We start from the raw sequence: 20123 nt of genomic DNA on the forward strand, positions 1-20123 counted from the left end.
GAGCGCGGCGCCTGCATTTTTCACTGGACGGACAGGCACAATATACTTTACGTTAACGTAAAGTGCCAGTTCCGGTGCAAGGCTGCGCGCCGATGTTCCCCGCCGTGGAATATCGACCTCAACCAGCGCGCGAGGACCAGCTTAACCAATATTTCCGCCCGACGCAGACGACGCCACCATGCCCACCTACACGATCACCGAACTGGCGGAAGAATTCGAAGTCACGCCAAGGGCCATCCGCTTCTACGAGGATCACGGCATCCTCAATCCCAAGCGCGAAGGCGCGGGCGGGCGCAACCGCGTCTACCCGGCGCGCGAGCGCACGCGCCTGAAGCTGACGCTGCGCGGCAAGCGGCTGGGCTTCACGCTCTCGGAGATCAAGGACCTGATCGACATGTACGAGTCGCCCAAGGACACCGAGGCGCAGCTGCAACGCTTCATGGGCGTGCTGCAGCAGCACCGCGAAAAGCTGGAGCGCCAGCGCGAGGACCTGGAGCTGACGCTGGCCGAGATCGCCGCCCATGAGGATGAATGCCGCCGCTTGCTGGATGGCGGCAAGAAGCAAGGCGCCGCCAAGGCCAGACGCAAGGCGGCATGAGCAAGGTTCGATGATTGACGTATACGTCAATTGAGAGCGCCACAAGACAAAACAAACCCAACGAGGAGACAAGCATGATCCACCTGCCAGGCCTGAGTTTCGACCACGGCGAAGACATCGAGGCGCTGCGCGCCGCGGTCGCCGGATTCGCCAAGACCGAGATCGCCCCGCGCGCGGCCGAGATCGACCGCAGCGACCAGTTCCCCATGGACCTGTGGAAGAAACTGGGCCAGCTGGGCGTGCTGGGCATCACCGCCAGCGAGGAATACGGCGGCGCCGACATGGGCTACCTGGCGCACATCGTGGCGATGGAAGAGATCTCGCGCGCCTCGGCCTCGGTCGGCCTGTCCTACGGCGCCCACTCCAACCTGTGCGTGAACCAGATCAAGCGCAACGGCAGCGAGGAACAACGACGCAAATACCTGCCCAAGCTGATCTCGGGCGACTTCATCGGCGCGCTGGCGATGTCGGAACCGAACGCCGGCTCCGACGTGGTCAGCATGAAGCTGCGCGCCGACAAGAAGGGCGACCGTTACGTGCTCAACGGCAGCAAGATGTGGATCACCAACGGCCCCGACGCCGACGTGCTGGTGGTCTACGCCAAGACCGACCTCGACGCCGGCGCGCGCGGCATGACCGCCTTCCTGGTGGAGAAGGGCTTCAAGGGTTTCTCGGTGGCGCAGAAGCTGGACAAGCTGGGCATGCGCGGCTCGCACACCGGCGAGCTGGTGTTCCAGGATTGCGAGGTGCCGGAAGAGAACGTGCTGGGCGGCGTCGGCCGCGGCGTCAACGTGCTGATGTCGGGCCTGGACTTCGAGCGCACCGTGCTCTCCGGCGGCCCGCTGGGCATCATGCAGGCCTGCATGGACGTGGTGGTGCCCTACGTGCACGACCGCAAGCAGTTCGGCCAGGCCATCGGCGAATTCCAGCTGATGCAGGGCAAGCTGGCCGACATGTACTCCACCATGATGGCCTGCAAGGCCTACGTCTACGCGGTGGGCCAGGCCTGCGACCGCGCCGGCACGCCGGACCGCGTGCGCGCGCTGCGCAAGGACGCCGCCGGCGCCATCCTGTATTCGGCCGAGAAGGCCACCTGGATGGCCGGCGAGGCGATCCAGGCGCTGGGCGGCAACGGCTACATCAACGAATACCCGGTGGGCCGCCTGTGGCGCGACGCCAAGCTCTACGAGATCGGCGCCGGCACCAGCGAGATCCGCCGCATGCTGATCGGCCGCGAACTGTTCGCCGACACGCTCTGAACTTCAACGAGAACCGCCATGAGCAATCCCATCGACTTCTACTTCGACTTCAGTTCGCCCTACGGCTACTTCGGCGCCGTCGAGATCGGCAAGCTGGCGCAAAAATACGGCCGCCAGGTCAACTGGCATCCCATCCTGCTGGGGCCGATCTTCAAGCAGATCGGCACCAACTCGCTGGTGCTGATCCCGGTCAAGGGCGAGTATTCGCGCCACGACATGGGGCGCACCGCGCGCTTCCACGACATCTTCTTCAAGGAACCCTCCAACTTCCCCATCGGCACCCAGGTCGCCGCGCGCGCCGTGCTGTGGGCGCAGGAACGGCATCCGGAGCAGGCCGTGGATTTCATCCGCACGCTCTACAGCGCCTACTTCACCGAGGACATCGACATCAGCGCGCAAGCCAATGTGCTGCGCATCGCCGCCGACCTCGGGATCGACACCGCCGCGCTGGAGGCCGCGCTGGGCACGCAGGAACTCAAGGACAAGCTGCGCGCGGCGACCGAAGACGCCGCCAGGAAGGGCGTGTTCGGCTCGCCCTTCGTGATCGTGGACGGCGAACCCTTCTGGGGCTTCGACCGCTTCACGCAGCTGGACGTATTTTTGAAAGACGGAAAAATCTGATGAGCAACAAGAAAGACAAGGCCGGCGCCGCCTGCCCCTGCGGCAAAGGGGCGTTTGCCGCATGCTGCGGCCGTTTCATCTCCGGCGCCGAGATCCCGGCCACGGCCGAGCTGCTGATGCGCTCGCGCTACAGCGCCTATGCGCTGCGCGACGAGGCCTACCTGCGTTCGACCTGGTTCCCCGAGACCTTGCCCGAGGAAGAGCTGACCGGGGAAACCGATGTCAGCTGGATCGGCCTGGACATCAAGAAGCAGGTCCACGTGGCCGGCAGCGACGAGGCCACGGTGGAATTCGTGGCGCGCTTCAAGGTGGGCGGAAAGGCGCACCGCATGCATGAGATCAGCAACTTCGTGCGCCAGCCCGATGCCGAGGGCACGCCGCGCTGGTACTACGTGGACGGTGAATTCCCCGGCGACCGGTAAGCCCGCGCCAGGCGCCGGCAGCAGAAAAAAGAAACTGAAGAGAGAGACGACATGCCGCAGATCGAAAGCAAGCTCAACCCGCGCAGCGAGGATTTCCAGAACAACCGAGATGCCATGCAGCGCATCGTCGACGACCTGAAGCAAAAGGTCGCGGCCATCGCCGAGGGCGGCGGCCAGGCCGCGCGCGAGAAACACCTGGCGCGCGGCAAGCTGCTGCCGCGCGAGCGCGTGCAGATGCTGCTCGACCCCGGCACGCCCTTCCTTGAATTCTCGCAGCTGGCGGCCTACGGCATGTACCGCGAAAAGGACCGCGACGGCAACCTCAAGGACGCCGCGCCTTCCGGCGGCATCATTACCGGCATCGGCCGCGTGGCCGGGCAGGAGTGCGTGATCGTCTGCAACGACGCCACCGTCAAGGGCGGCACCTATTACCCGATCACCGCCAAGAAGCACCTGCGCGCGCAGGAGATCGCCGAATTCAACCGCCTGCCCTGCGTCTACCTGGTCGACAGCGGCGGCGCCAACCTGCCCAACCAGGACGAGGTCTTCCCCGACCGCGACCACTTCGGCCGCATCTTCTTCAACCAGGCCAACATGTCGGCCAAGGGCATCGCGCAAATCGCCGTGGTGATGGGTTCCTGCACCGCCGGCGGCGCCTATGTGCCGGCCATGAGCGACGAGTCCATCATCGTGAAGGACCAGGCCACCATCTTCCTGGCCGGCCCGCCGCTGGTGAAGGCCGCCACCGGCGAGGTGGTGACGGCCGAGGAGCTGGGCGGCGGCGACGTGCACACGCGCCTCTCCGGCGTGGCCGACCACCTGGCGCAGGACGACACCCACGCACTGGCGATCGCGCGCGGCATCGTCGGCCACCTCAATCGCCAAAAGCCGCAACAGCTGGCCTTGCGCGAGAGCCGCGAACCCCGGTATGCGGCGCAGGAGCTGTATGGCGTCATCCCCACCGACACCCGCAAGCCCTTCGACGTGCGCGAGGTCATCGCGCGCATCGTCGACGCCAGCGAGTTCGACGAATTCAAGGCGCGCTACGGCACCACGCTGGTGTGCGGCTTCGCCCACCTGCACGGCATGCCGGTGGGTATCGTCGCCAACAACGGCATCCTGTTCTCGGAGGCGGCCGAGAAGGGCACGCACTTCATCGAGCTGTGCTGCCAGCGCAAGATCCCGCTGATCTTCCTGCAGAACATCACCGGCTTCATGGTCGGCAAGAAATACGAGAACGAAGGCATCGCGCGCCACGGCGCCAAGATGGTGACGGCGGTGTCGACGGCGGCGGTGCCCAAGCTCACCGTGATCATCGGCGGCAGCTTCGGCGCCGGCAACTACGGCATGTGCGGCCGCGCGTTCTCGCCGCGCTTCCTGTGGATGTGGCCCAACGCGCGCATCTCGGTGATGGGCGGCGAGCAGGCCGCCAGCGTGCTGGCCACCGTCAAGCGCGATGGCATCGAGGCGCGCGGCGGCAGCTGGAGCGCCGAAGAGGAAGCCGCGTTCAAGGAGCCGATCCGCGCGCAGTACGAAACGCAGGGCCATCCTTACTATGCGTCGGCGCGACTGTGGGACGACGGCGTGATCGATCCGGCCGATACCCGCACGGTGCTGGCGCTGGGCTTGTCGGCGGCGCTCAACGCGCCCATCGAAGAGACCAAATTCGGCGTGTTCCGCATCTGAGCCGCGCGCGCAATAAATAAGAAAGAAGCAAAAGGAGACAAGATGATCAACAAGATCCTGATCGCCAATCGCGGCGAAATCGCCTGCCGCGTCGCCGCCACCGCGCGCCGCATGGGCATCGCCACGGTCGCCGTGTATTCGGACGCCGACGCCCGCGCCAAACACGTGCAAGCCTGCGATGAAAGCGTGCACCTGGGGCCGGCGCCGGCCAAGGAGAGTTACCTGCGCGGCGAACTGATCATCGCCGCCGCGCTGGCCACCGGCGCGCAGGCGATCCATCCCGGTTATGGCTTCCTGTCGGAAAACGCCGACTTCGCCCAGGCCTGCGCCGATGCCGGCCTGGTCTTCATCGGCCCGCCGGCTTCGGCGATCCGCGCCATGGGCTCCAAGTCGGCCGCCAAGGCGCTGATGGAAAAGGCCGCGGTGCCGCTGGTGCCGGGTTATCACGGCGAGCGCCAGGAAGGCGCCTTCCTGCGCGGCGAAGCCGACCGCATCGGCTATCCGGTGCTGCTCAAAGCCAGCGCCGGCGGCGGCGGCAAGGGCATGCGCGTGGTCGAGCGCTCGGAAGACTTCGAGGCCGCGCTGGCCTCCTGCAAGCGCGAGGCGATCTCCAGCTTCGGCGACGACCGCGTGCTGGTCGAGAAATACCTGACGCGGCCGCGCCATGTCGAGATCCAGGTATTCGCCGACACGCACGGCAATTGCGTCTACCTGTTCGAGCGCGACTGCTCGGTGCAGCGGCGCCACCAGAAGGTGCTGGAAGAAGCGCCGGCCCCGGGCATGACGCCGCAGCGCCGTGCCGCCATGGGCGAGGCCGCGGTGGCCGCCGCCCGCGCGGTCGGCTATGTCGGCGCCGGCACGGTGGAATTCATCGCCAACCAGGACGGCAGCTTCTACTTCATGGAGATGAACACGCGCCTGCAGGTCGAACACCCGGTCACCGAGATGATCACCGGCCAGGACCTGGTCGAATGGCAGCTGCGCGTGGCGGCCGGACAGGCGCTGCCGCTGCGCCAGGATGAGCTGCGCATCGCCGGCCATGCCATCGAGGCGCGCATCTACGCCGAGAATCCCGAGAAGGGCTTCCTGCCCTCGATCGGCACGCTGGCGCGCCTGCGCACGGCCGGCGCGGTCGAGTTCCGGCTGCATGAGGCCGACGCGCCCCCGTCCGCCGCGCCGGCCGCGGTGCGCATCGATTCCGGCGTGCGCGAAGGCGACGCCATCTCGCCGTTCTACGATCCCATGATCGCCAAGCTGATCGTGTGGGGCGCCGACCGCGACGCCGCCCTGCGCAACATGGCGCGCGCGCTGGCGCAGTACCAGGTGGTGGGCCTGGCCACCAACATCGGCTTCCTGCAGCGCCTGGTGTCGGGCGCGGCGTTCTCGCAGGCCGACCTCGACACCGGCCTGATCGAGCGTCACCACGATGCGCTGTTCCCACCGCCGGCGCCGCCGTCGGTGGAGACGCTGGCCTTCGCCGCCGCAGCGGTGCTGGGCCAGGAACGCAGCGGCGCCGATGCCTCCGACCCATGGTCCTCGACCGCCGGATGGCGGCTCAACGGCGCGCTCACGCGGACATTGGAATTTTCCGGCGAGGCCGGCAAGACGCGGCTGCAGCTGGCATATGCCGGCGACGGCAGCGGCTGGACCTTGCATGCCGATGGCGCGACACACGCGCTGCGCCTTGAGTCCTCTGGCGATGACGCGCTCGGCCTGTCGCTCGACGGCCGTTCCCTGCGCGCCGACGTGGTGCGCGAGGGCGAGCTGCTACACGTGTTCGACGGCCGCGCCCAGCGCACCCTGCATTACGCCGACCCGATGGCGCACGCCGGCCACAGTGAGGCCGAAGGCGGCCGCCTGACCGCGCCGATGCCGGGCAAGATCGTGGCCGTGCTGGCGCAGAAGGGCAGCAGCGTCGCCAAGGGCGCGCCGCTGCTGATCATGGAAGCCATGAAGATGGAGCACACCATCGCCGCGCCGGCCGACGGCATCGTGCAAGACCTGCTGTACGCGGTCGGCGACCAGGTGGCCGAAGGCGCGCAGCTGCTCGAATTCAAGACGGCCTGATACATGAACGCGCCGGCGCTGCAGGTGCATCCTTCCATCCATGTGCTGGAGCGCGGCTGGCTGTCGTCCAACAATGTGCTGCTGTTCGGCCGCGATGAGGTGGCGATGATCGACAGCGGCTATGTTTCGCACGGCGAACAGACGCTGACGCTGGTGCGCCATGTGCTCCATGCGCGTGGGCGCGACCGGCTTGATCTCTTGCTCAACACCCACCTGCACTCCGACCACTGCGGCGGCAACGCGGCGCTGCAGTCGGCCTACGCTTGCCGCACCGCGATCCCGGCGGCCGAGGCGGGCAAGGTGTGCGACTGGGACGAAGAAGCGCTCAGCTATCGCGCCACCGGCCAGCGTTGCCCGCGTTTCGACTTCAGCCACACCATTGCCGATGGCGAGGTGCTGCGCCTGGGCGATTTGGACTGGCGCGCGCTGGCCGCGCCCGGCCATGATCCGCACTCGCTGATCTTCTTTTGCGAGCAGGAAGGCATCCTGATCTCGGCCGACGCGCTGTGGCGCAACGGCTTCGGCATCATCTTCCCGGAATTGGACGGCGAGACCGGTTTCGACGAGGCGCGCGCCACGCTGGAGCTGATCCGCACGCTGGACGTGAGGCTGGTCATCCCCGGCCACGGCGCGCCCTTCACCGAGGTCGGCGATGCGCTGGGCAAGGCTTTCTCGCGGCTGGATTACCTGCAGGCCGATCCGCTGCGCAACGCGCACAACGGCATCAAGGTACTGGTGAAGTTCCTGCTGCTGGACCAGCAGCGCATCGCGCTGGAAAAACTGCCGGCGATGATGCGCGAGATCCCGTTGCTGCGCATCACCAACCGGCGTTTCATGAAGATGAGCGACGATGCTTTGGCGCGCTGGACCGTGGCGCAATTGGAACGCGCGGGCGCTGCGCGCAGCGACGGCGTGTTCTTGCTGGACGCATGAGCCGCCTGAACACCGCCGGGCATGCTGCTATCATTTTGGGCTCCTGCTCACCAATTCTCTTTTTTTCATGAACGACACCACCGCTTCCGCCGCCCTGCCCTCCTCCGCCCAACGCGTGGCCGACCTGCTGGCGCAGCTGGGCCACGACAAGCCGGTGACGATGCTGCCGGCGACCGGCCGCACCTCGGCCGAGGCCGCCGCCGGCCTGGGCTGCAGCGTGGCCGAGATCGCCAAGTCGATCATCTTCCGGCGTGTCTCGGACGGCGCGCCGGTGCTGGTGATCGCCAGCGGCGGCAACCGCGTCGACGAGGCCAAGGTGACCGCGCTGGTGGGCGCGCTGGGCAAGGCCGACGCCAAATTCGTGCGCGACGCCACCGGCTATGCCATCGGCGGCGTCTGCCCGGTGGGCCATGTGGTCAAGCCGGTGATGCTGATCGATCGCGACCTCTTCAACTTTTCCAGCGTGTGGGCCGCGGCCGGCCATCCGCACGCGGTGTTCAACCTGACCGCCGCGCAGCTGGAGAAGATGACCGGCGGCATGGTGGCCGACGTGCGCCTCGACCCCGCGCCACAGGCATCGGCCGTATGATCGGCCATCCTCAACCCAATCGCCAGCAACACCAATACCATCGGAGACAAGCCAGATGAACCTGCCCAGCAAAGTCAAAATCGTCGAGGTCGGCCCGCGCGACGGCCTGCAAAACGAGAAGGAAACCATCTCCGCCGAGGTGAAGATCGAACTGGTGAACCGGCTGACCGCCGCCGGCTTCCCCAACGTCGAGGCGGCCTCCTTCGTCTCGCCCAAGTGGGTGCCGCAGATGGCGACCTCCAGCGAGGTGATGCACGGCATCGCGCGCAAGCCGGGCGTGGTGTATTCGGCGCTGGTGCCCAACATGAAGGGTTTCGAGGCGGCACTGGAGGCGGGCGCGGATGAAGTGGTGATCTTCGGCGCCGCCTCCGAGGCTTTCTCCCAGAAGAACATCAACTGCTCGATCGCCGAATCGATCGAGCGTTTCCGCGAGGTGGCCGCGGCCGCCAAGCAGCATCGCAAGCGCCTGCGCGCGGCGGTCAGCTGCGCCTTCGGCTGCCCCTACCAGGGCGAAGTGCCGCTGGCGGCGGTGGCCGACGTGGTGCGCCGCTTCCGCGAACTGGGCTGCGACGAGATCGACATCGCCGACACCATCGGCGTGGCCACGCCCGACAAGGTCAGGCCGGTGATGGAGACGGCGATCCGCGAGTTCCACATCGAGGGCTTGTCCGGCCACTTCCACGACACCTACGGCCAGGCGCTGGCCAACATCTACGCCAGCCTGCAGGCCGGCATCACCATCTACCACTCGTCGGTGGCCGGCCTGGGCGGCTGCCCCTACGCCAAGGGCGCGACTGGCAACGTCGCCTCGGAGGACGTGCTGTACATGATGAAGGGACTGGGCATCGACACCGGCATCGACCTCGACGCGGTGGTCGACGCCGGCCAGTTCATCTCGCAGCACCTGGGACGCAAGTCGGTCAGCCGCGCCGGCAATGCCATCGCCGCCAAGCGCGCGGCCTGAGCGCGCCGCTTCAGAACTCGCCCCGGTCGCCGCCGCCTGCCGCAGCCTTCCGGGCGGGCTCTTCACCGGGCTTGCTTTCCAGCTTGGGCACGGCCTTGGCCGGCCCTGGCGCGCCGCGCACTGCTGCCGGCCGGGGCTTGACGGCCGCCCCCGGATTATGGCCATGGTCGTCCGACAGCTTGAAGATGCTGACGTCCTTGAGCAGCCGGTCCGACTGCTCGCGCAGGCTGCCGGCGGCGGCCGCGGCCTGCTCCACCAGGGCCGCGTTCTGCTGGGTCATGGACTCCATCTGCACGATGGTGTCGTTGACCCGGGCGATGCCGGTGCTCTGCTCTTCGCTGGCCAGGGTGATCTCGCGCATGATCTCCGCCACGTGGCGCACCGACGACACCAGTTCGCCCATGGTCACGCCCGCCTCGTCGACCAGCTTGCCGCCGGCGTCCACCTTCTCCACCGAATCGACGATGAGCTCCTTGATCTCCTTGGCGGCGCTGGCGCTGCGCTGGGCCAGCGAGCGCACCTCGGACGCCACCACCGCGAAGCCGCGCCCCTGTTCGCCGGCACGCGCCGCCTCCACTGCGGCGTTCAACGCCAGGATGTTGGTCTGGAAGGCCAGGCCGTCGATCACGCTGATGATGTCGGCGATCTTGCCGGAACTGGCCTTGATCGACTCCATCGTCTGCACCACGTTGCCCACCACGGCGCCGCCGCGATTGGCCAGTTCCGAGGCCGAGTTGGCCAGCTGGTTGGCTTCGCGCGCGTTGGCGGTGTTTTGCTGCACGGTGGAGGTCAGCTTGTCCATGGAGCCGGCGGTCTCTTCCAGGCTGGAGGCCTGCGACTCGGTGCGGCTGGAAAGATCCATGTTGCCGGTGGCGATCTCGCCGGCGGCCACGTTGATGGTTTCGGTGCCATTGCGCACCGTCGACACCACCTGCGCCAGGCCCTGCCCGATGCCGTTGATGGCGCCCATCAGGCGGCCGATCTCGTCCTCGCGCCCGGCGTCGAGCTTGACGCGCAGGTCGCCCGTAGCCAGCCGCTCTGCCGCCTTGAGGCCGCGCTCTAGCTGGTTGCGGATGAACCTGAAGAGCATGCACAGCCCCATGATCGACAACCCCAGCATCGCCGCCAGCATGCCGATGCACAGCAGGAAGGCGTTGCCGCTGAAGTCGCGCGCGTCCTGCATCTGCTTGCCGGTGCGGGCATCCATCATGGCCACGAAATCGGCGACCGGCTTCATGATCTGGCCGACGGCGTTTTCATAGGCGAGATCGTTGACCAGCTTGCGCGCCAGCTCCATGTCGGGCTCGCCGGACTTGACATACCTGCCGCTGCCGTCGTCGAACATGCCCTTGACGGCCGCCATCGCCTTCTCCTCGGTCTTGACCAGCGTCAGCGACAGCGTCTGCGCCTGGCTCAGCTTGGCCAGCTCCTGCTCGGTGAAGCCGGCCTGCTTCATCTGTTCCATGGTCGACACGGTCACGCCGTTGGCGCGCGGCCTCTTGCCGGTGACCATGGCCACGATATCGTTGTAGCGGGTCTCGTATTGGCGGTCGCCGGTGGCCACGTAGCTGCGCACCAGGGCAGTCAGGTCTTGCGAGCTTTGCTTGAGTTCCTCGGCCAGCTGGTACGAACGGTAACGGGCGTCGGCGGCTTCCTGCACCCTGGATTTGGCGTCATGCATCATCTGCACCGTCGCATAGGTCAATGCCGACAGGATGGCCAGGACGATGCCAAGCAGCGCGAAGCCGCGCTTGAGCGTGAAGTTGCTTATCATGTTTTCCTCAATGGAGTGGCCGCGGCCGTGGGCGGACTCCCGCCTGCCGGCAGCGTGGTCGGCGCGAACGACAAGGCGCGCGGCGCCCGGATGGCGCCCGGCCGGATGTCAGGAATGCGGCGAAGAAGGGATCCCGGGACTGCGGATGCGCAAGATCAGCTTCGCCCGCGATGCCAGCCGCGGATGCGGCTGCGCAGGTCGCGCGCGAGGTTCTTTCTCAGAAGGCGGATATGAAGTACGGCGCTGAGCACCACCACCGCTGCGGCGGCGGCAACGATGACGACATGCGTCAAGTTGAAGGTTTCCATGATTTTCCCCTCATCATGAGAAAACTGCGGACAAACCGGCGAGCGCCGGCCCCAGCCCTGTGCGCCGCCTGGCCCGGTTGTGTTTTCCGGTTATCGGCAGCTGTTGAAAACTTACCATGACACCACGGTGGGATGTCGAATATTTTCTTTGCAACAACAGGGAAAATTCTCGGATCCGCAACAAAAAGCACGATCGTAATATTTTTTGACCTATAATCGGCAAACCCCTTTGGGCCCCGCGCCCCTCCGATAACGACAACCAAGAGAGACAAGCATGCACCAGCCCAGCTATCCCAAGGCCCTGCAGGACCTGCGCCTGCCCATCATCTGCTCGCCGATGTTCATCGCCAGCGGCCCGGCCCTGGTGGCGGCCCAATGCAAGGCCGGGCTGGTCGGATCGTTTCCCTCGCTCAATGCGCGCCCGGCCGAGCAGCTCGACGTCTGGCTGACCGACTTGCAGGACGAGCTGGCGCAGTGGCAGCTGCAGCATCCCGGGCGCAAGGTCGGGCCGATCGCGGTGAACCAGATCGTGCATCAGTCCAACGACCGCCTGGCGCATGACGTTGCGGTGTGCGTGAAGCACCAGGTGCCCATCATCATCTCCAGCCTGCGCGCGCCGCCCCGGGAAATGCTGGACGCCGTGCACAGCTACGGCGGCATCGTGCTGCATGACGTGATCTCGATGCGCCACGCCGAGAAGGCGCTGGAGGCAGGCGTGGACGGCCTGATCCTGGTGGCCGCCGGCGCCGGCGGCCATGCCGGCCCGCTGTCGCCGTTCGCGCTGGTGGGCGAGGTGCGCAAGATGTTCAAGGGCCCGCTGGTGCTGTCGGGCGCGATCGCCACCGGCGACGCGGTGCTGGGCGCGCAGGCCATGGGCGCCGACTTCGCCTATATCGGCTCGCGCTGGCTGGCCACCAGGGAGTCCAACGTGGATGAGGCGTATCGCCAGGCCATCGTGGAGTCGAGTGCGGCCGACGTGGTGTACACCAACCTGTTCACCGGCGTGCACGGCAATTACCTGAAGAAATCCATCGTCAACGCCGGCCTCGATCCCGACAACCTGCCCGAGGCCGACAAGACCAAGATGAATTTCGGTTCCGGCGGCGGCAGCAAGGCCAAGGCCTGGCGCGACATCTGGGGCGCCGGCCAGGGCGTGGGCCTGATGGACGACGTGCCGTCGGTGGCGGAGATGGTCGATCGCCTGGAGGCCGAATACCGCGCGGCGCGCGCGCGGCTGGCGCTGTAACCGCGCATGGCCGCCGCGGCGGCAGGCATCGGAACCACAGGAAGGCGGATCGGCGATCCGCCTTTTTCTTTGCAGCGCCGGCATGCGTGGATTGAACCTGGCGCCGCCGGCGCGCATCAAAGCTGTGCATGTCGCGCCAACCCCTCGCCCCTTCCCGGCTTCCGACGCCTGCTGTACGAATCCTCCGTCGGACAAATCCCCCAGTTTTCATGCAAGTTGTAACGGTCGGCACTTCTTGTGCGGCGCCCGGTCGTACCTGTTCGCTCACCTCCCCGGCGCGGCAGCGCATCGCTACCAACGCCACGGTGATCCGGCCCGCCGGATCCTGCCGCGCACGACCCGGGAGTGGAGAGCCAGATACTTGATGCGAGGACCTTATGACCAGCTTTCTCAGAACCAGAAAAGATCGTCACCCAAAACACGACAAGCCGCGTCTGCCGCACGAGCATGACCAGAGCTTCGACCGGCAGGATGCCGCGCGCAGCGGGCACAAGGTGGAGCGACAGGAAATCCGCCACGCCTATAACGATATCCGCGAGGGCCAGGTCGATACCGACCTGCGCGGCACCGGCGGACTGGACGAAGCCAACAAGGCGCCCGGACGCCGCTCCGCCGGCGCCCCGCCCAAGGAGCCGGACGAGGGTTGAATTCCCGGCCGCGGGCGCGCGTCCCGCGAACAGGTAAATGGCAAAAATAAAAAGGCAGCAGGATCGCTCCTGCTGCCTTTTCTTTGGCCCGCGTCCGCCAGGGCGCCCCGCCTACAGGCCCGATTGCCCCAGCCACCCGCTGATGAGGGCAAACAGCTCGCCCGGTTTTTCCATCGGCGTCATGTGCCCGCAATCGGCGACGACCTCGAAGCGCGCCTGCGGGATCTGGCGCGCCATTTCTTCCGACTCTTCCACCGAGCGCAGCCGGTCGTGATCGCTGGCCACGATCAGCACCGGGCAGCGCAGCGCGCGCAGCTGCTCGGCGTTGCTGTCGCGCAGCGTCTGCAATTGGCGCAGGAACACCTCCTTGCCGTTGGCCAGCGCCATCGCCTGCAGGCGATCGAGCAGCACGCGCTCGGCGCTGCGCGCCGGGTGCAGCGAGGACGCCAGCGCGCGCGAGGTCAGGCCCTTGAAGGGAGTGCGCTGGGCGATATCGATCTGCGCCTTGGTGGAGGACGACTCCTGTTCGGTCTGCGGCCGCGACGAGGTGTTGAGCAGCGCCAGCCCCAGCACCCGCTCGGGCGCCTTGAGCGCCACCGCCTGGGCCACGAAGCCCCCCATGGAAAAACCGAACAGCACGAAGCGCTCCGGCGCCTGGCGCAGCACGGCGTCGGCCATGGCCTGGATGCCGATGTCCTGGCCGAGGTCGCCGAAGGTGAGCGCACCCAGCGTGGCGAGGTCGCCGCGCATATCGTCCCACAGGTGTTCGTTGAGCATGAAGCCCGGCAGCAGGACCAGGTTGCGCATGATGTGTTCTCCCTCGCTTGTGTGCATGGCCGGTGCGGGCTGCGCCGCATCCGGCCGTTATTCCATGGCGCGCTTGCGGCGCGCGGCTACTCCAGCCACTGCGCGCGACTGCTGCAGGCGGCGATCGCCAGGCACAGCGCGCCGATGAAGGCCATCGCCGCCTGCAGGCCCCAGCCGTGCGCCAGGAAACCCACCGCCGGCGGGCCGATCAGGCTGCCGCTGTAGCCCAGCGTGGCCACCGCCGCCAGCGCGGTCGAGCCGTGCCGGCCGGCGGCGCTGAAGACGAACGGGAACACCGCCGCCACGCCGGCCCCGGCGATGGCAAAACCCAGGATGGCCAGGCCCATCGAATGCGCCGCCACCGCGATGAACACCCCCACCGCCGCGCCCAGCGTGCCCAGCGCCACCACCCGGCGCGCGTGGTAGCGCTGCTTGAGGCGGTCGCCCACCATGCGCACGACCACCATCATGCCGGCAAAGCCGGCGTAGGCCAGCGGCGTGCCGCCGTCGGTGGCGCCGATGTGGTCCTTCATGTAGATCCCGCTCCAGTCGGCGATCGAGCCTTCGACGATGGCGCCGCAAAAGCCGATTACGCCCAGCACCACCAGGTGCCCGTGCGGAATGGCGAAGATCTTGCGATGCGGATCGTGCTCCGGGCGGTCGTCCGGCATGGCGAGGTAGCACGCGTACATCGGCCACAGGAACAGCGCCGACACCAGCAGGAAATGCCAGACCGGGGCGATGCCCAGGCCGGCGATGCCGCTGGCGATGAGCGCGCCGGAAAAGGTGCCCACGCAGAACCAGCCGTGCAGCATCGACATGATGGGACGCCCGGCCTCCTTCTCGGCCTGCGCGCCCAGCGCGTTGATGGCCACGTCGAAGCAGCTGGAGGCGGCGCCGTACAGGACGCTTGCCGCCATCAGCGTCCACAGGCCCGGCGCCAGGCCCAGCAACGGCAGCGAGACCAGCAGCGCCAGCCCGCCGTACAGGGCGCTGTGGCGCGCGCCATAGTGGCCGGTCAGCCAGGCTGCCAGCGGGAAGGAGCCGACCGCGCCGATGCCGCCGCACAGCAGCACCAGCGAGAGCGTGGCGGCGTCCAGCCGCAGGTGGTCGCGGATGGCGGGAATGCGCGCGGCCCAGCTGGCGAACACGATGCCCAGCAGCAGGAAGAACAGCGGAATGGCGATACGGCGCCAGCGGGCCTGGCCCGACAGGCCGGCGCGCAAAGGGGAGAGCTTGGTTGTCATCGGTACGTCATGAAGGTAAACTGCCTTGGCATTGCAGCCGCTATTATCCGACAACCGGGAGCGCTCGAAGAAAAGAGTCGTGGTCGGCAGGCAGCGGCAGGGCAGCCGTCAGACGGCTGCCCTTCTCAGAGGTTCACGGCGCGCCCCGCGCGCGCCGCCAGACGAAAGATCCAGCCGCTTCTGACCGCACCGCTCGCGCGCGCTGCAATATTGCAGGGACAGGGATGCCAGTTTCAGAATCAAATCAGATCTACCAGGAAATCGTCAATGCATTGATCGCAATGCACAGGCTCACTGACGGCTATACGCCCAGCCACGAGGACCGCACCGCGGAACTGTGCGTGGCCATCGCCAGGCACCTGGGGCTGCCGGCCGAGCGCATCGACGTGCTGCACATGGCCGCGCAGGTGCACGACATCGGCAAGGCCCGAATCCCGCTGGCGCTGCTCAACAAGCCCGGCCGCATCACCGACGAGGAATACGCCGTACTCAAGACGCACGTGCAAAGCGGCTACGACATCCTCAGGCACATCAGCTTCCCCTTCAACCTGGCCGAGATCGTCTGGTGCCATCACGAGTACCTGGACGGCAGCGGCTACCCGCGCGGCGTGACGGCCGAGTCCATCCCGCTGGAGTCGCGCATCCTGACGGTGTCGGACATCGTCGAATCGATGTCGGCCGACCGCCCCTACCGCAAGTCGCTGGGCATGGACATCGCGCTCGATGAAATCCGCCGCCTGCGCGGCGCGCGCCTGGATCCGGTGGTGGTGGACGCCTGCCTGGACGTGGTGGGGAAAAAGCTGTGGCACGAGCACGCGGCGTGAAATAGAAAGACCGCCATTGGGCTACACTGCCGGGACAACAAGCAAAAAGACCTCCGGAGACGCCGCCCCATGCAGACTACGCAGCACCCCGCCCGCGCCGGCACGCAGGATTTCGCCCTGCGCCATCCCCTGCTGATCGCCCTCGCCCTGTCGATGGGCACCGTCGTCGCGCTGGGCGTGGCGCGCTTTTCCTACGCGCTGCTGCTGGCGCCGATGCGCGCCGACCTCGGCTGGCCCTACCTGGTCGCCGGCGGCATGAATACCGGCAACGCCCTGGGCTACCTGCTGGGCGCGCTGGTCACGCCCCTGCTGATGCGGCGCTACCAGGCGCATCGCGTGCTGATCGGCGGCGCCTTCGGCACGGCCCTCTTGACCTTCATCCCCGGCTTCGTCACCGATACCGCCGCCCAGCTCTCGCTGCGCGTGGTCACCGGCATCGCCAGCGCCTTCATCTTCGTCGCCGGCGGCTTGCTGGTGAGCCGCCTGGCCGCGCTGCATCCGCAGCGCGCCGGCCTGTTGCTGGGCCTGTACTACGGCGGCACCGGCATCGGCATCGCGCTGGCGTCGCTGCTGGTGCCGCCGGTGATGCAGGCGGCCGCCGCGCACGGCGCCGCCCATCCATGGCAATGGGCCTGGCTGCTGCTGGGCGCGCTGGCGCTGGCGGCCAGCGTGTTCATGTCGCTCCCGGTGCGCCACATCCCCTCGCCCGCCGCGCAGGCGGCGGCGCGCGGCAGCTTTCGCGCGCGCAGCCTCATGTTCGGCCTGCTGGGCTACCTCATGTTCGGCCTCGGTTATATCGGCTACATGACCTTCGTCATCGCGCTGCTGAAGGAAGAAGGCATGGCGCCCGAGCGCATCACCCTGTTCTTCACGCTGCTGGGGGTGGCGACCTTCGCCTCCTCGCGCATCTGGGCGCGCATGCTGGACCGTTTCCGCGGCGGCCAGTCGCTGGCCATCCTCAACGCGCTGCTGTGCGCGGCGACCCTGCTGCCGGCCTTCACGACGCAACCGGCGGCAGTGTTCGCCTCGGGCATCCTGTTCGGCGCCTGCTTCCTGTCGGCGGTGGCCTCGACCACGGCGATGGTGCGCCACAACCTGCCTCAGGCCGACTGGCCGGCCGGCATCAGCGCCTTCACCATCATCTTCGCGGCCGGCCAGATCGTCGGGCCCACCATCGTCGGCTGGATCGCCGACGGCGCCGGCGGGCTGCAGCGCGGATTGATATTCTCGGCGCTGACCCTGCTGGCCGGCGCGCTGCTGGCGTGGCGCCAGCAGGCCCTGCCCAAACCCGCCTGAAGCAATATCGCAGGCAATAAAAAAGCGGCCCGGAGGCCGCTTTTTTTGTTCGCGCCGCGGCTTACGCCAGGTGACGCCTGAGCGCCTCCACCAGCGTGCCGCAGGCGTCGTCGGTGCCGATGGTGATGCGCAGGAACTGGCTGATGCGCGCGCTGCCGAAGTGGCGCACGATGATGCCGTCGCCGCGCAACGCCGCCGCCAGCCTGGCCGCGTCATGCAACGGATGGCGCGCGAACACGAAGTTGGCGGCCGAGGGCAGCACCTCGAAGCCGAGCTGCGTGAGCGAGGCCGTGAGGCGCTCGCGGCTGGCGATGACCATGTCGCAGGTCTTGCGGAAATACTCCTCGTCCTCGATCGCGGCGGTGGCGCCGGCAATCGCCGGGCGGTCCAGCGGATAGGAGTTGAAGCTGTTCTTGACCCGCTCCAGCGCGTCGATCAGGTCGGCGTGGCCGATCGCGAAGCCGACCCGCATGCCGGCCAGCGCGCGCGACTTGGAGAAGGTCTGCACCACCAGCAGGTTGGGATAGCGCCGCACCAGCGGGATCGCGCTCTGGCCGCCGAAGTCGATGTAGGCCTCGTCCACCACCACCACGCGCTGCGGATTGTCCTGCAGGATGCGCTCGATCTCGGCCAGTCCCATCAGGCAGCCGGTGGGCGCGTTGGGATTGGGGAAGATAATGCCGCCGATGGCCTCGCCCTGGCCCAGGTAGTCGTCGGCGCGGATGGTGAAATCCTCAGCCAGCGGCAGCGCGCGGTACTCGACCTGGTACAGGCCGGCGTAGGTCGGGTAGAAGCTGTAGGTGATGTCCGGGAACAGGATGGGCTTGCCGTGCTGGAGCAGCGCGTGGAACGCGTGCGCCAGCACTTCGTCGGAGCCGTTGCCGACGAACACTTCGCGCGCGCTGATGCCGTCGGCGGCGTGGCGATGCGCGATGGCCAGCTTGAGCGGTTCGGCGTCCGGGTTCGGGTACAGGCGCAGGTTGTCGCCGACCTCGCGGGCGATGGCCTCCAGCGCGCGCGGCGAGGGGCCATAGGGGTTCTCGTTGGTGTTGAGCTTGACCAGGTTGGCGATCTTGGGCTGCTCACCCGGTGTGTAGGGCGTCAGGCGGCTGACGATGGGGCTCCAGAACTTGCTCATGGGGAAATCGGCCCGCGCGGGGGCGCTGCAAAATGAAGGGAAAGCGCAGATGGTAGCAAACTTGGCCCGTGCGCGGCGGCCTCAGAAATAAGGACGATAGCGCGGCCGGCGGCCGGCCTCGCCGGCGCGGGCCGACGCGATGGAGGCGGACGGCGCGGCGCCCGCGCTGAGCAGGGAAATGGCCCGGCCGGCGATCTCCGGCGGCAGGCCGATGGCGTCCTGGCAGGCGCGCGCCATGGCGCCGGCCGAAGCGAAGCCGGCGGCGCCGGCTTCGGCGCGGGCGTCGTTGATGCGCGCCAGCCGCGCCAGGATCCACGCCACACGCTGCTCGCGCACCAGGCTGCGCAGCGACTCGCCCTCGGCGAACAGCCGCGCGCGCAGGCGTGCCGGGGTGAGCTGCCACAGGCGCGCGATGCGCGCCGCGCTCCAGTCGGCGGCGGGTTCGGCAAAGATGGCGGCGGCCAGCCTGCGCGCCCATGGCTTGCTGGCGTCGGCGGCGCGTTCCATCTCGTCGCTGGCGTCGCTCTCCAGCGCCAGCGACCACACCGCCGGGCGCGCGGCCTGCGCTCCCGGCCGCGGATGCGCCAGGCAGGAGAAGCGCACGAAGGACGGTACGGTGAAGCTCTCGCCTTCGCGCAATTCGATCGCCACGCCGCCGCTCCTGAGCGTGGCCGCGCCCTTCCATACCTTCACGCGCGCCGGCGCGGCGAACCGCAGTTCGCGCAATTGCAGGTGATGCTGGGTGACGATGGCCATGGCGGTGGGAACGAGGACGATACGAAGACAATACGAATACGTTACGCGATGTTATGCGAGACGCGCGCGGCAGACTGTCGCCGCGGCGACCATGCATCTTCTCATAGCGAGGCCATGCCGAAGGCGCGCAGGCCGTCGAGATCGATGACGCGGAGGCTCTGGTAGGAAATCTCCACCAAACCCAGCTCGGCCAACCGGCGCATGGCCTGGTTCACGCGCTGGCGCGACAGGCCCGTCAGCAGGCCGATCTCCTCCTGCGACAGTTCCAGCACCTGGGCGGTGCGCGGATACAGCATGGGATGGAACAACTGGGCGATGGCCTGGGCCACGCGCGCGTCGACGTCGAGCAGGCGCTCGTTCTGCACGGTGGCGATGAACTGGCCCATGCGCTCGTTCAACTGGCGGATCACGAAGGCGTTGAACGGCAGGCTCTCGGCCATCAGGCGATGGAAGGTGTCGGCCGGGACCAGCAGGATCCGCGAGGCGCGCACGGCGATCACGTCATAGCGGCGCGGCTCGCGCTTGATCACGCTGCCCTCGCCGCACCAGCCGCCCTCGGGCACGCCCGACAGCGTGCTGCTGCGCCCGTCGACGTTATAGACGGCGAGCTTGATCAGGCCTTCATGCACGCCGATCCAGTGCCCGGAAAGCTCGCCGCGCCGCGCGATAAACGAGTCGGCGGCAAAGCGCGCCAATTGCGCGGTGCCCGCGGCCAGCCCGCGGTGTTCCGGAGACAGCGCGGTGAACCACTCGTGCTGCCGTAGATGTTGCTCCATCGCTTGCGCCCTTGCATCGGTGACGAGGATCATTGTCGCATGGCGGCCCTGTCGTCGCGATGACAAAGCGCAAGGCGGCATCGGTGCTACCCTAGGGAAAAGATCGGCGCGGCCGCAGCAAGACCGGCGCGGCACGCGCACACCCCTCAGAGAAAACGCCGCAGC

At 67.7% G+C, this 20123-nt stretch carries 20 protein-coding genes; 13 read left to right on the plus strand and 7 right to left on the minus strand.

The window, feature by feature from the left end; all coding sequences use genetic code 11:
- Positions 1-178 precede the first annotated feature (178 nt).
- The 9 genes from Herbaro_RS21675 to Herbaro_RS21715 all read left to right on the plus strand — a co-directional run bounded on the left by Herbaro_RS21675 (position 179) and on the right by Herbaro_RS21715 (position 9139).
- The gene (locus Herbaro_RS21675; RefSeq protein WP_275011669.1) at positions 179-598 is read left to right on the plus strand and encodes a MerR family transcriptional regulator; all 420 of its coding nucleotides are present in this window, start codon (positions 179-181) and stop codon (positions 596-598) included.
- A 74-nt stretch (positions 599-672) separates the two neighbouring features.
- The gene (locus Herbaro_RS21680; RefSeq protein WP_275011670.1) at positions 673-1857 is read left to right on the plus strand and encodes an isovaleryl-CoA dehydrogenase; all 1185 of its coding nucleotides are present in this window, start codon (positions 673-675) and stop codon (positions 1855-1857) included.
- A gap of 18 nt (positions 1858-1875) precedes the next feature.
- On the plus strand, positions 1876-2478 hold the full coding sequence (locus Herbaro_RS21685) for a 2-hydroxychromene-2-carboxylate isomerase (protein WP_275011671.1): 603 nt from the start codon (positions 1876-1878) through the stop codon (positions 2476-2478).
- The gene (locus Herbaro_RS21690) at positions 2478-2900 is read left to right on the plus strand and encodes a YchJ family protein (protein WP_275011672.1); all 423 of its coding nucleotides are present in this window, start codon (positions 2478-2480) and stop codon (positions 2898-2900) included. The genes Herbaro_RS21685 and Herbaro_RS21690 overlap by 1 nt, the downstream gene beginning before the upstream one ends.
- Positions 2901-2951: 51 nt before the next feature.
- Positions 2952-4586: a carboxyl transferase domain-containing protein gene (locus Herbaro_RS21695; RefSeq protein ID WP_275011673.1), complete on the plus strand. Its 1635-nt coding sequence runs from the start codon at positions 2952-2954 to the stop codon at positions 4584-4586.
- A gap of 42 nt (positions 4587-4628) precedes the next feature.
- Positions 4629-6653, plus strand: coding sequence for an acetyl-CoA carboxylase biotin carboxylase subunit (locus tag Herbaro_RS21700; protein ID WP_275011674.1), 2025 nt, complete (start codon positions 4629-4631; stop codon positions 6651-6653).
- A gap of 3 nt (positions 6654-6656) precedes the next feature.
- Positions 6657-7586, plus strand: coding sequence for an MBL fold metallo-hydrolase (locus Herbaro_RS21705; protein WP_275011675.1), 930 nt, complete (start codon positions 6657-6659; stop codon positions 7584-7586).
- A gap of 67 nt (positions 7587-7653) precedes the next feature.
- Entirely contained in the window at positions 7654-8175 is a 522-nt protein-coding gene (locus Herbaro_RS21710; protein ID WP_275011676.1) for a YbaK/EbsC family protein, read from the plus strand.
- Between the two features lie 55 nt (positions 8176-8230).
- Positions 8231-9139 (plus strand): hydroxymethylglutaryl-CoA lyase, encoded by a 909-nt coding sequence (locus tag Herbaro_RS21715; protein WP_275011677.1) that lies wholly within the window; start codon positions 8231-8233, stop codon positions 9137-9139.
- A gap of 10 nt (positions 9140-9149) precedes the next feature.
- Here Herbaro_RS21715 and Herbaro_RS21720 read toward each other — a convergent pair whose 3' ends face one another.
- Positions 9150-10913, minus strand: coding sequence for a methyl-accepting chemotaxis protein (locus tag Herbaro_RS21720; RefSeq protein WP_275011678.1), 1764 nt, complete (start codon positions 10911-10913; stop codon positions 9150-9152).
- 155 nt (positions 10914-11068) lie between these two features.
- Entirely contained in the window at positions 11069-11221 is a 153-nt protein-coding gene (locus tag Herbaro_RS21725) for a hypothetical protein (RefSeq protein ID WP_275011679.1), read from the minus strand.
- A gap of 274 nt (positions 11222-11495) precedes the next feature.
- Here Herbaro_RS21725 and Herbaro_RS21730 point away from each other — a divergent pair, with 274 nt between their 5' ends.
- Together Herbaro_RS21730 and Herbaro_RS21735 are read left to right on the plus strand one after the other, a co-directional pair.
- Entirely contained in the window at positions 11496-12467 is a 972-nt protein-coding gene (locus Herbaro_RS21730) for an NAD(P)H-dependent flavin oxidoreductase (protein WP_275011680.1), read from the plus strand.
- A gap of 377 nt (positions 12468-12844) precedes the next feature.
- Complete coding sequence (locus tag Herbaro_RS21735; protein ID WP_275011681.1) at positions 12845-13114, plus strand: hypothetical protein; 270 nt, start codon at positions 12845-12847, stop codon at positions 13112-13114.
- A 111-nt stretch (positions 13115-13225) separates the two neighbouring features.
- Here Herbaro_RS21735 and Herbaro_RS21740 read toward each other — a convergent pair whose 3' ends face one another.
- Both Herbaro_RS21740 and Herbaro_RS21745 read right to left on the minus strand, forming a co-directional pair.
- Complete coding sequence (locus Herbaro_RS21740; RefSeq protein ID WP_275011682.1) at positions 13226-13921, minus strand: alpha/beta fold hydrolase; 696 nt, start codon at positions 13919-13921, stop codon at positions 13226-13228.
- A gap of 86 nt (positions 13922-14007) precedes the next feature.
- Positions 14008-15168, minus strand: a complete 1161-nt coding sequence (locus Herbaro_RS21745; protein WP_275011683.1) for an MFS transporter — start codon at positions 15166-15168, stop codon at positions 14008-14010.
- Between the two features lie 281 nt (positions 15169-15449).
- Here Herbaro_RS21745 and Herbaro_RS21750 point away from each other — a divergent pair, with 281 nt between their 5' ends.
- Positions 15450-15992 carry an HD-GYP domain-containing protein gene (locus Herbaro_RS21750; protein ID WP_275011684.1) on the plus strand — a complete coding sequence of 181 codons (543 nt, stop codon included), beginning with the start codon at positions 15450-15452 and terminating at the stop codon, positions 15990-15992.
- 69 nt (positions 15993-16061) lie between these two features.
- The gene (locus Herbaro_RS21755; protein ID WP_275011685.1) at positions 16062-17288 is read left to right on the plus strand and encodes a YbfB/YjiJ family MFS transporter; all 1227 of its coding nucleotides are present in this window, start codon (positions 16062-16064) and stop codon (positions 17286-17288) included.
- A 61-nt stretch (positions 17289-17349) separates the two neighbouring features.
- Here the strand turns inward: Herbaro_RS21755 and hisC are convergent, their stop codons facing one another.
- From hisC to Herbaro_RS21770, 3 genes are all read right to left on the minus strand, one after another.
- Positions 17350-18426 (minus strand): histidinol-phosphate transaminase, encoded by a 1077-nt coding sequence (gene hisC / locus Herbaro_RS21760; RefSeq protein ID WP_275011686.1) that lies wholly within the window; start codon positions 18424-18426, stop codon positions 17350-17352.
- Between the two features lie 81 nt (positions 18427-18507).
- Complete coding sequence (locus Herbaro_RS21765) at positions 18508-19182, minus strand: hypothetical protein (RefSeq protein ID WP_275011687.1); 675 nt, start codon at positions 19180-19182, stop codon at positions 18508-18510.
- A gap of 101 nt (positions 19183-19283) precedes the next feature.
- The gene (locus Herbaro_RS21770; RefSeq protein ID WP_275011688.1) at positions 19284-19958 is read right to left on the minus strand and encodes a Crp/Fnr family transcriptional regulator; all 675 of its coding nucleotides are present in this window, start codon (positions 19956-19958) and stop codon (positions 19284-19286) included.
- Between the last annotated feature and the right edge of the window lie 165 nt (positions 19959-20123).

The organism is Herbaspirillum sp. WKF16 (assembly GCF_028993615.1).
Classification (GTDB): Bacteria; Pseudomonadota; Gammaproteobacteria; order Burkholderiales; family Burkholderiaceae_D; genus Herbaspirillum.

Coding starts and splice junctions, on each gene's coding strand:
- Herbaro_RS21770 (WP_275011688.1), bottom strand. CDS start 19,958: ATGGAGCAACATCTACGGCAGCACGAGTGGTTCACCGCGCTGTCTCCG.
- hisC (WP_275011686.1), bottom strand. CDS start 18,426: ATGAGCAAGTTCTGGAGCCCCATCGTCAGCCGCCTGACGCCCTACACA.
- Herbaro_RS21695 (WP_275011673.1), top strand. CDS start 2,952: ATGCCGCAGATCGAAAGCAAGCTCAACCCGCGCAGCGAGGATTTCCAG.
- Herbaro_RS21745 (WP_275011683.1), bottom strand. CDS start 15,168: ATGACAACCAAGCTCTCCCCTTTGCGCGCCGGCCTGTCGGGCCAGGCC.
- Herbaro_RS21685 (WP_275011671.1), top strand. CDS start 1,876: ATGAGCAATCCCATCGACTTCTACTTCGACTTCAGTTCGCCCTACGGC.
- Herbaro_RS21715 (WP_275011677.1), top strand. CDS start 8,231: ATGAACCTGCCCAGCAAAGTCAAAATCGTCGAGGTCGGCCCGCGCGAC.
- Herbaro_RS21705 (WP_275011675.1), top strand. CDS start 6,657: ATGAACGCGCCGGCGCTGCAGGTGCATCCTTCCATCCATGTGCTGGAG.
- Herbaro_RS21730 (WP_275011680.1), top strand. CDS start 11,496: ATGCACCAGCCCAGCTATCCCAAGGCCCTGCAGGACCTGCGCCTGCCC.
- Herbaro_RS21680 (WP_275011670.1), top strand. CDS start 673: ATGATCCACCTGCCAGGCCTGAGTTTCGACCACGGCGAAGACATCGAG.
- Herbaro_RS21720 (WP_275011678.1), bottom strand. CDS start 10,913: ATGATAAGCAACTTCACGCTCAAGCGCGGCTTCGCGCTGCTTGGCATC.
- Herbaro_RS21710 (WP_275011676.1), top strand. CDS start 7,654: ATGAACGACACCACCGCTTCCGCCGCCCTGCCCTCCTCCGCCCAACGC.
- Herbaro_RS21755 (WP_275011685.1), top strand. CDS start 16,062: ATGCAGACTACGCAGCACCCCGCCCGCGCCGGCACGCAGGATTTCGCC.
- Herbaro_RS21765 (WP_275011687.1), bottom strand. CDS start 19,182: ATGGCCATCGTCACCCAGCATCACCTGCAATTGCGCGAACTGCGGTTC.
- Herbaro_RS21735 (WP_275011681.1), top strand. CDS start 12,845: ATGACCAGCTTTCTCAGAACCAGAAAAGATCGTCACCCAAAACACGAC.
- Herbaro_RS21725 (WP_275011679.1), bottom strand. CDS start 11,221: ATGGAAACCTTCAACTTGACGCATGTCGTCATCGTTGCCGCCGCCGCA.
- Herbaro_RS21740 (WP_275011682.1), bottom strand. CDS start 13,921: ATGCGCAACCTGGTCCTGCTGCCGGGCTTCATGCTCAACGAACACCTG.
- Herbaro_RS21700 (WP_275011674.1), top strand. CDS start 4,629: ATGATCAACAAGATCCTGATCGCCAATCGCGGCGAAATCGCCTGCCGC.
- Herbaro_RS21690 (WP_275011672.1), top strand. CDS start 2,478: ATGAGCAACAAGAAAGACAAGGCCGGCGCCGCCTGCCCCTGCGGCAAA.
- Herbaro_RS21675 (WP_275011669.1), top strand. CDS start 179: ATGCCCACCTACACGATCACCGAACTGGCGGAAGAATTCGAAGTCACG.
- Herbaro_RS21750 (WP_275011684.1), top strand. CDS start 15,450: ATGCACAGGCTCACTGACGGCTATACGCCCAGCCACGAGGACCGCACC.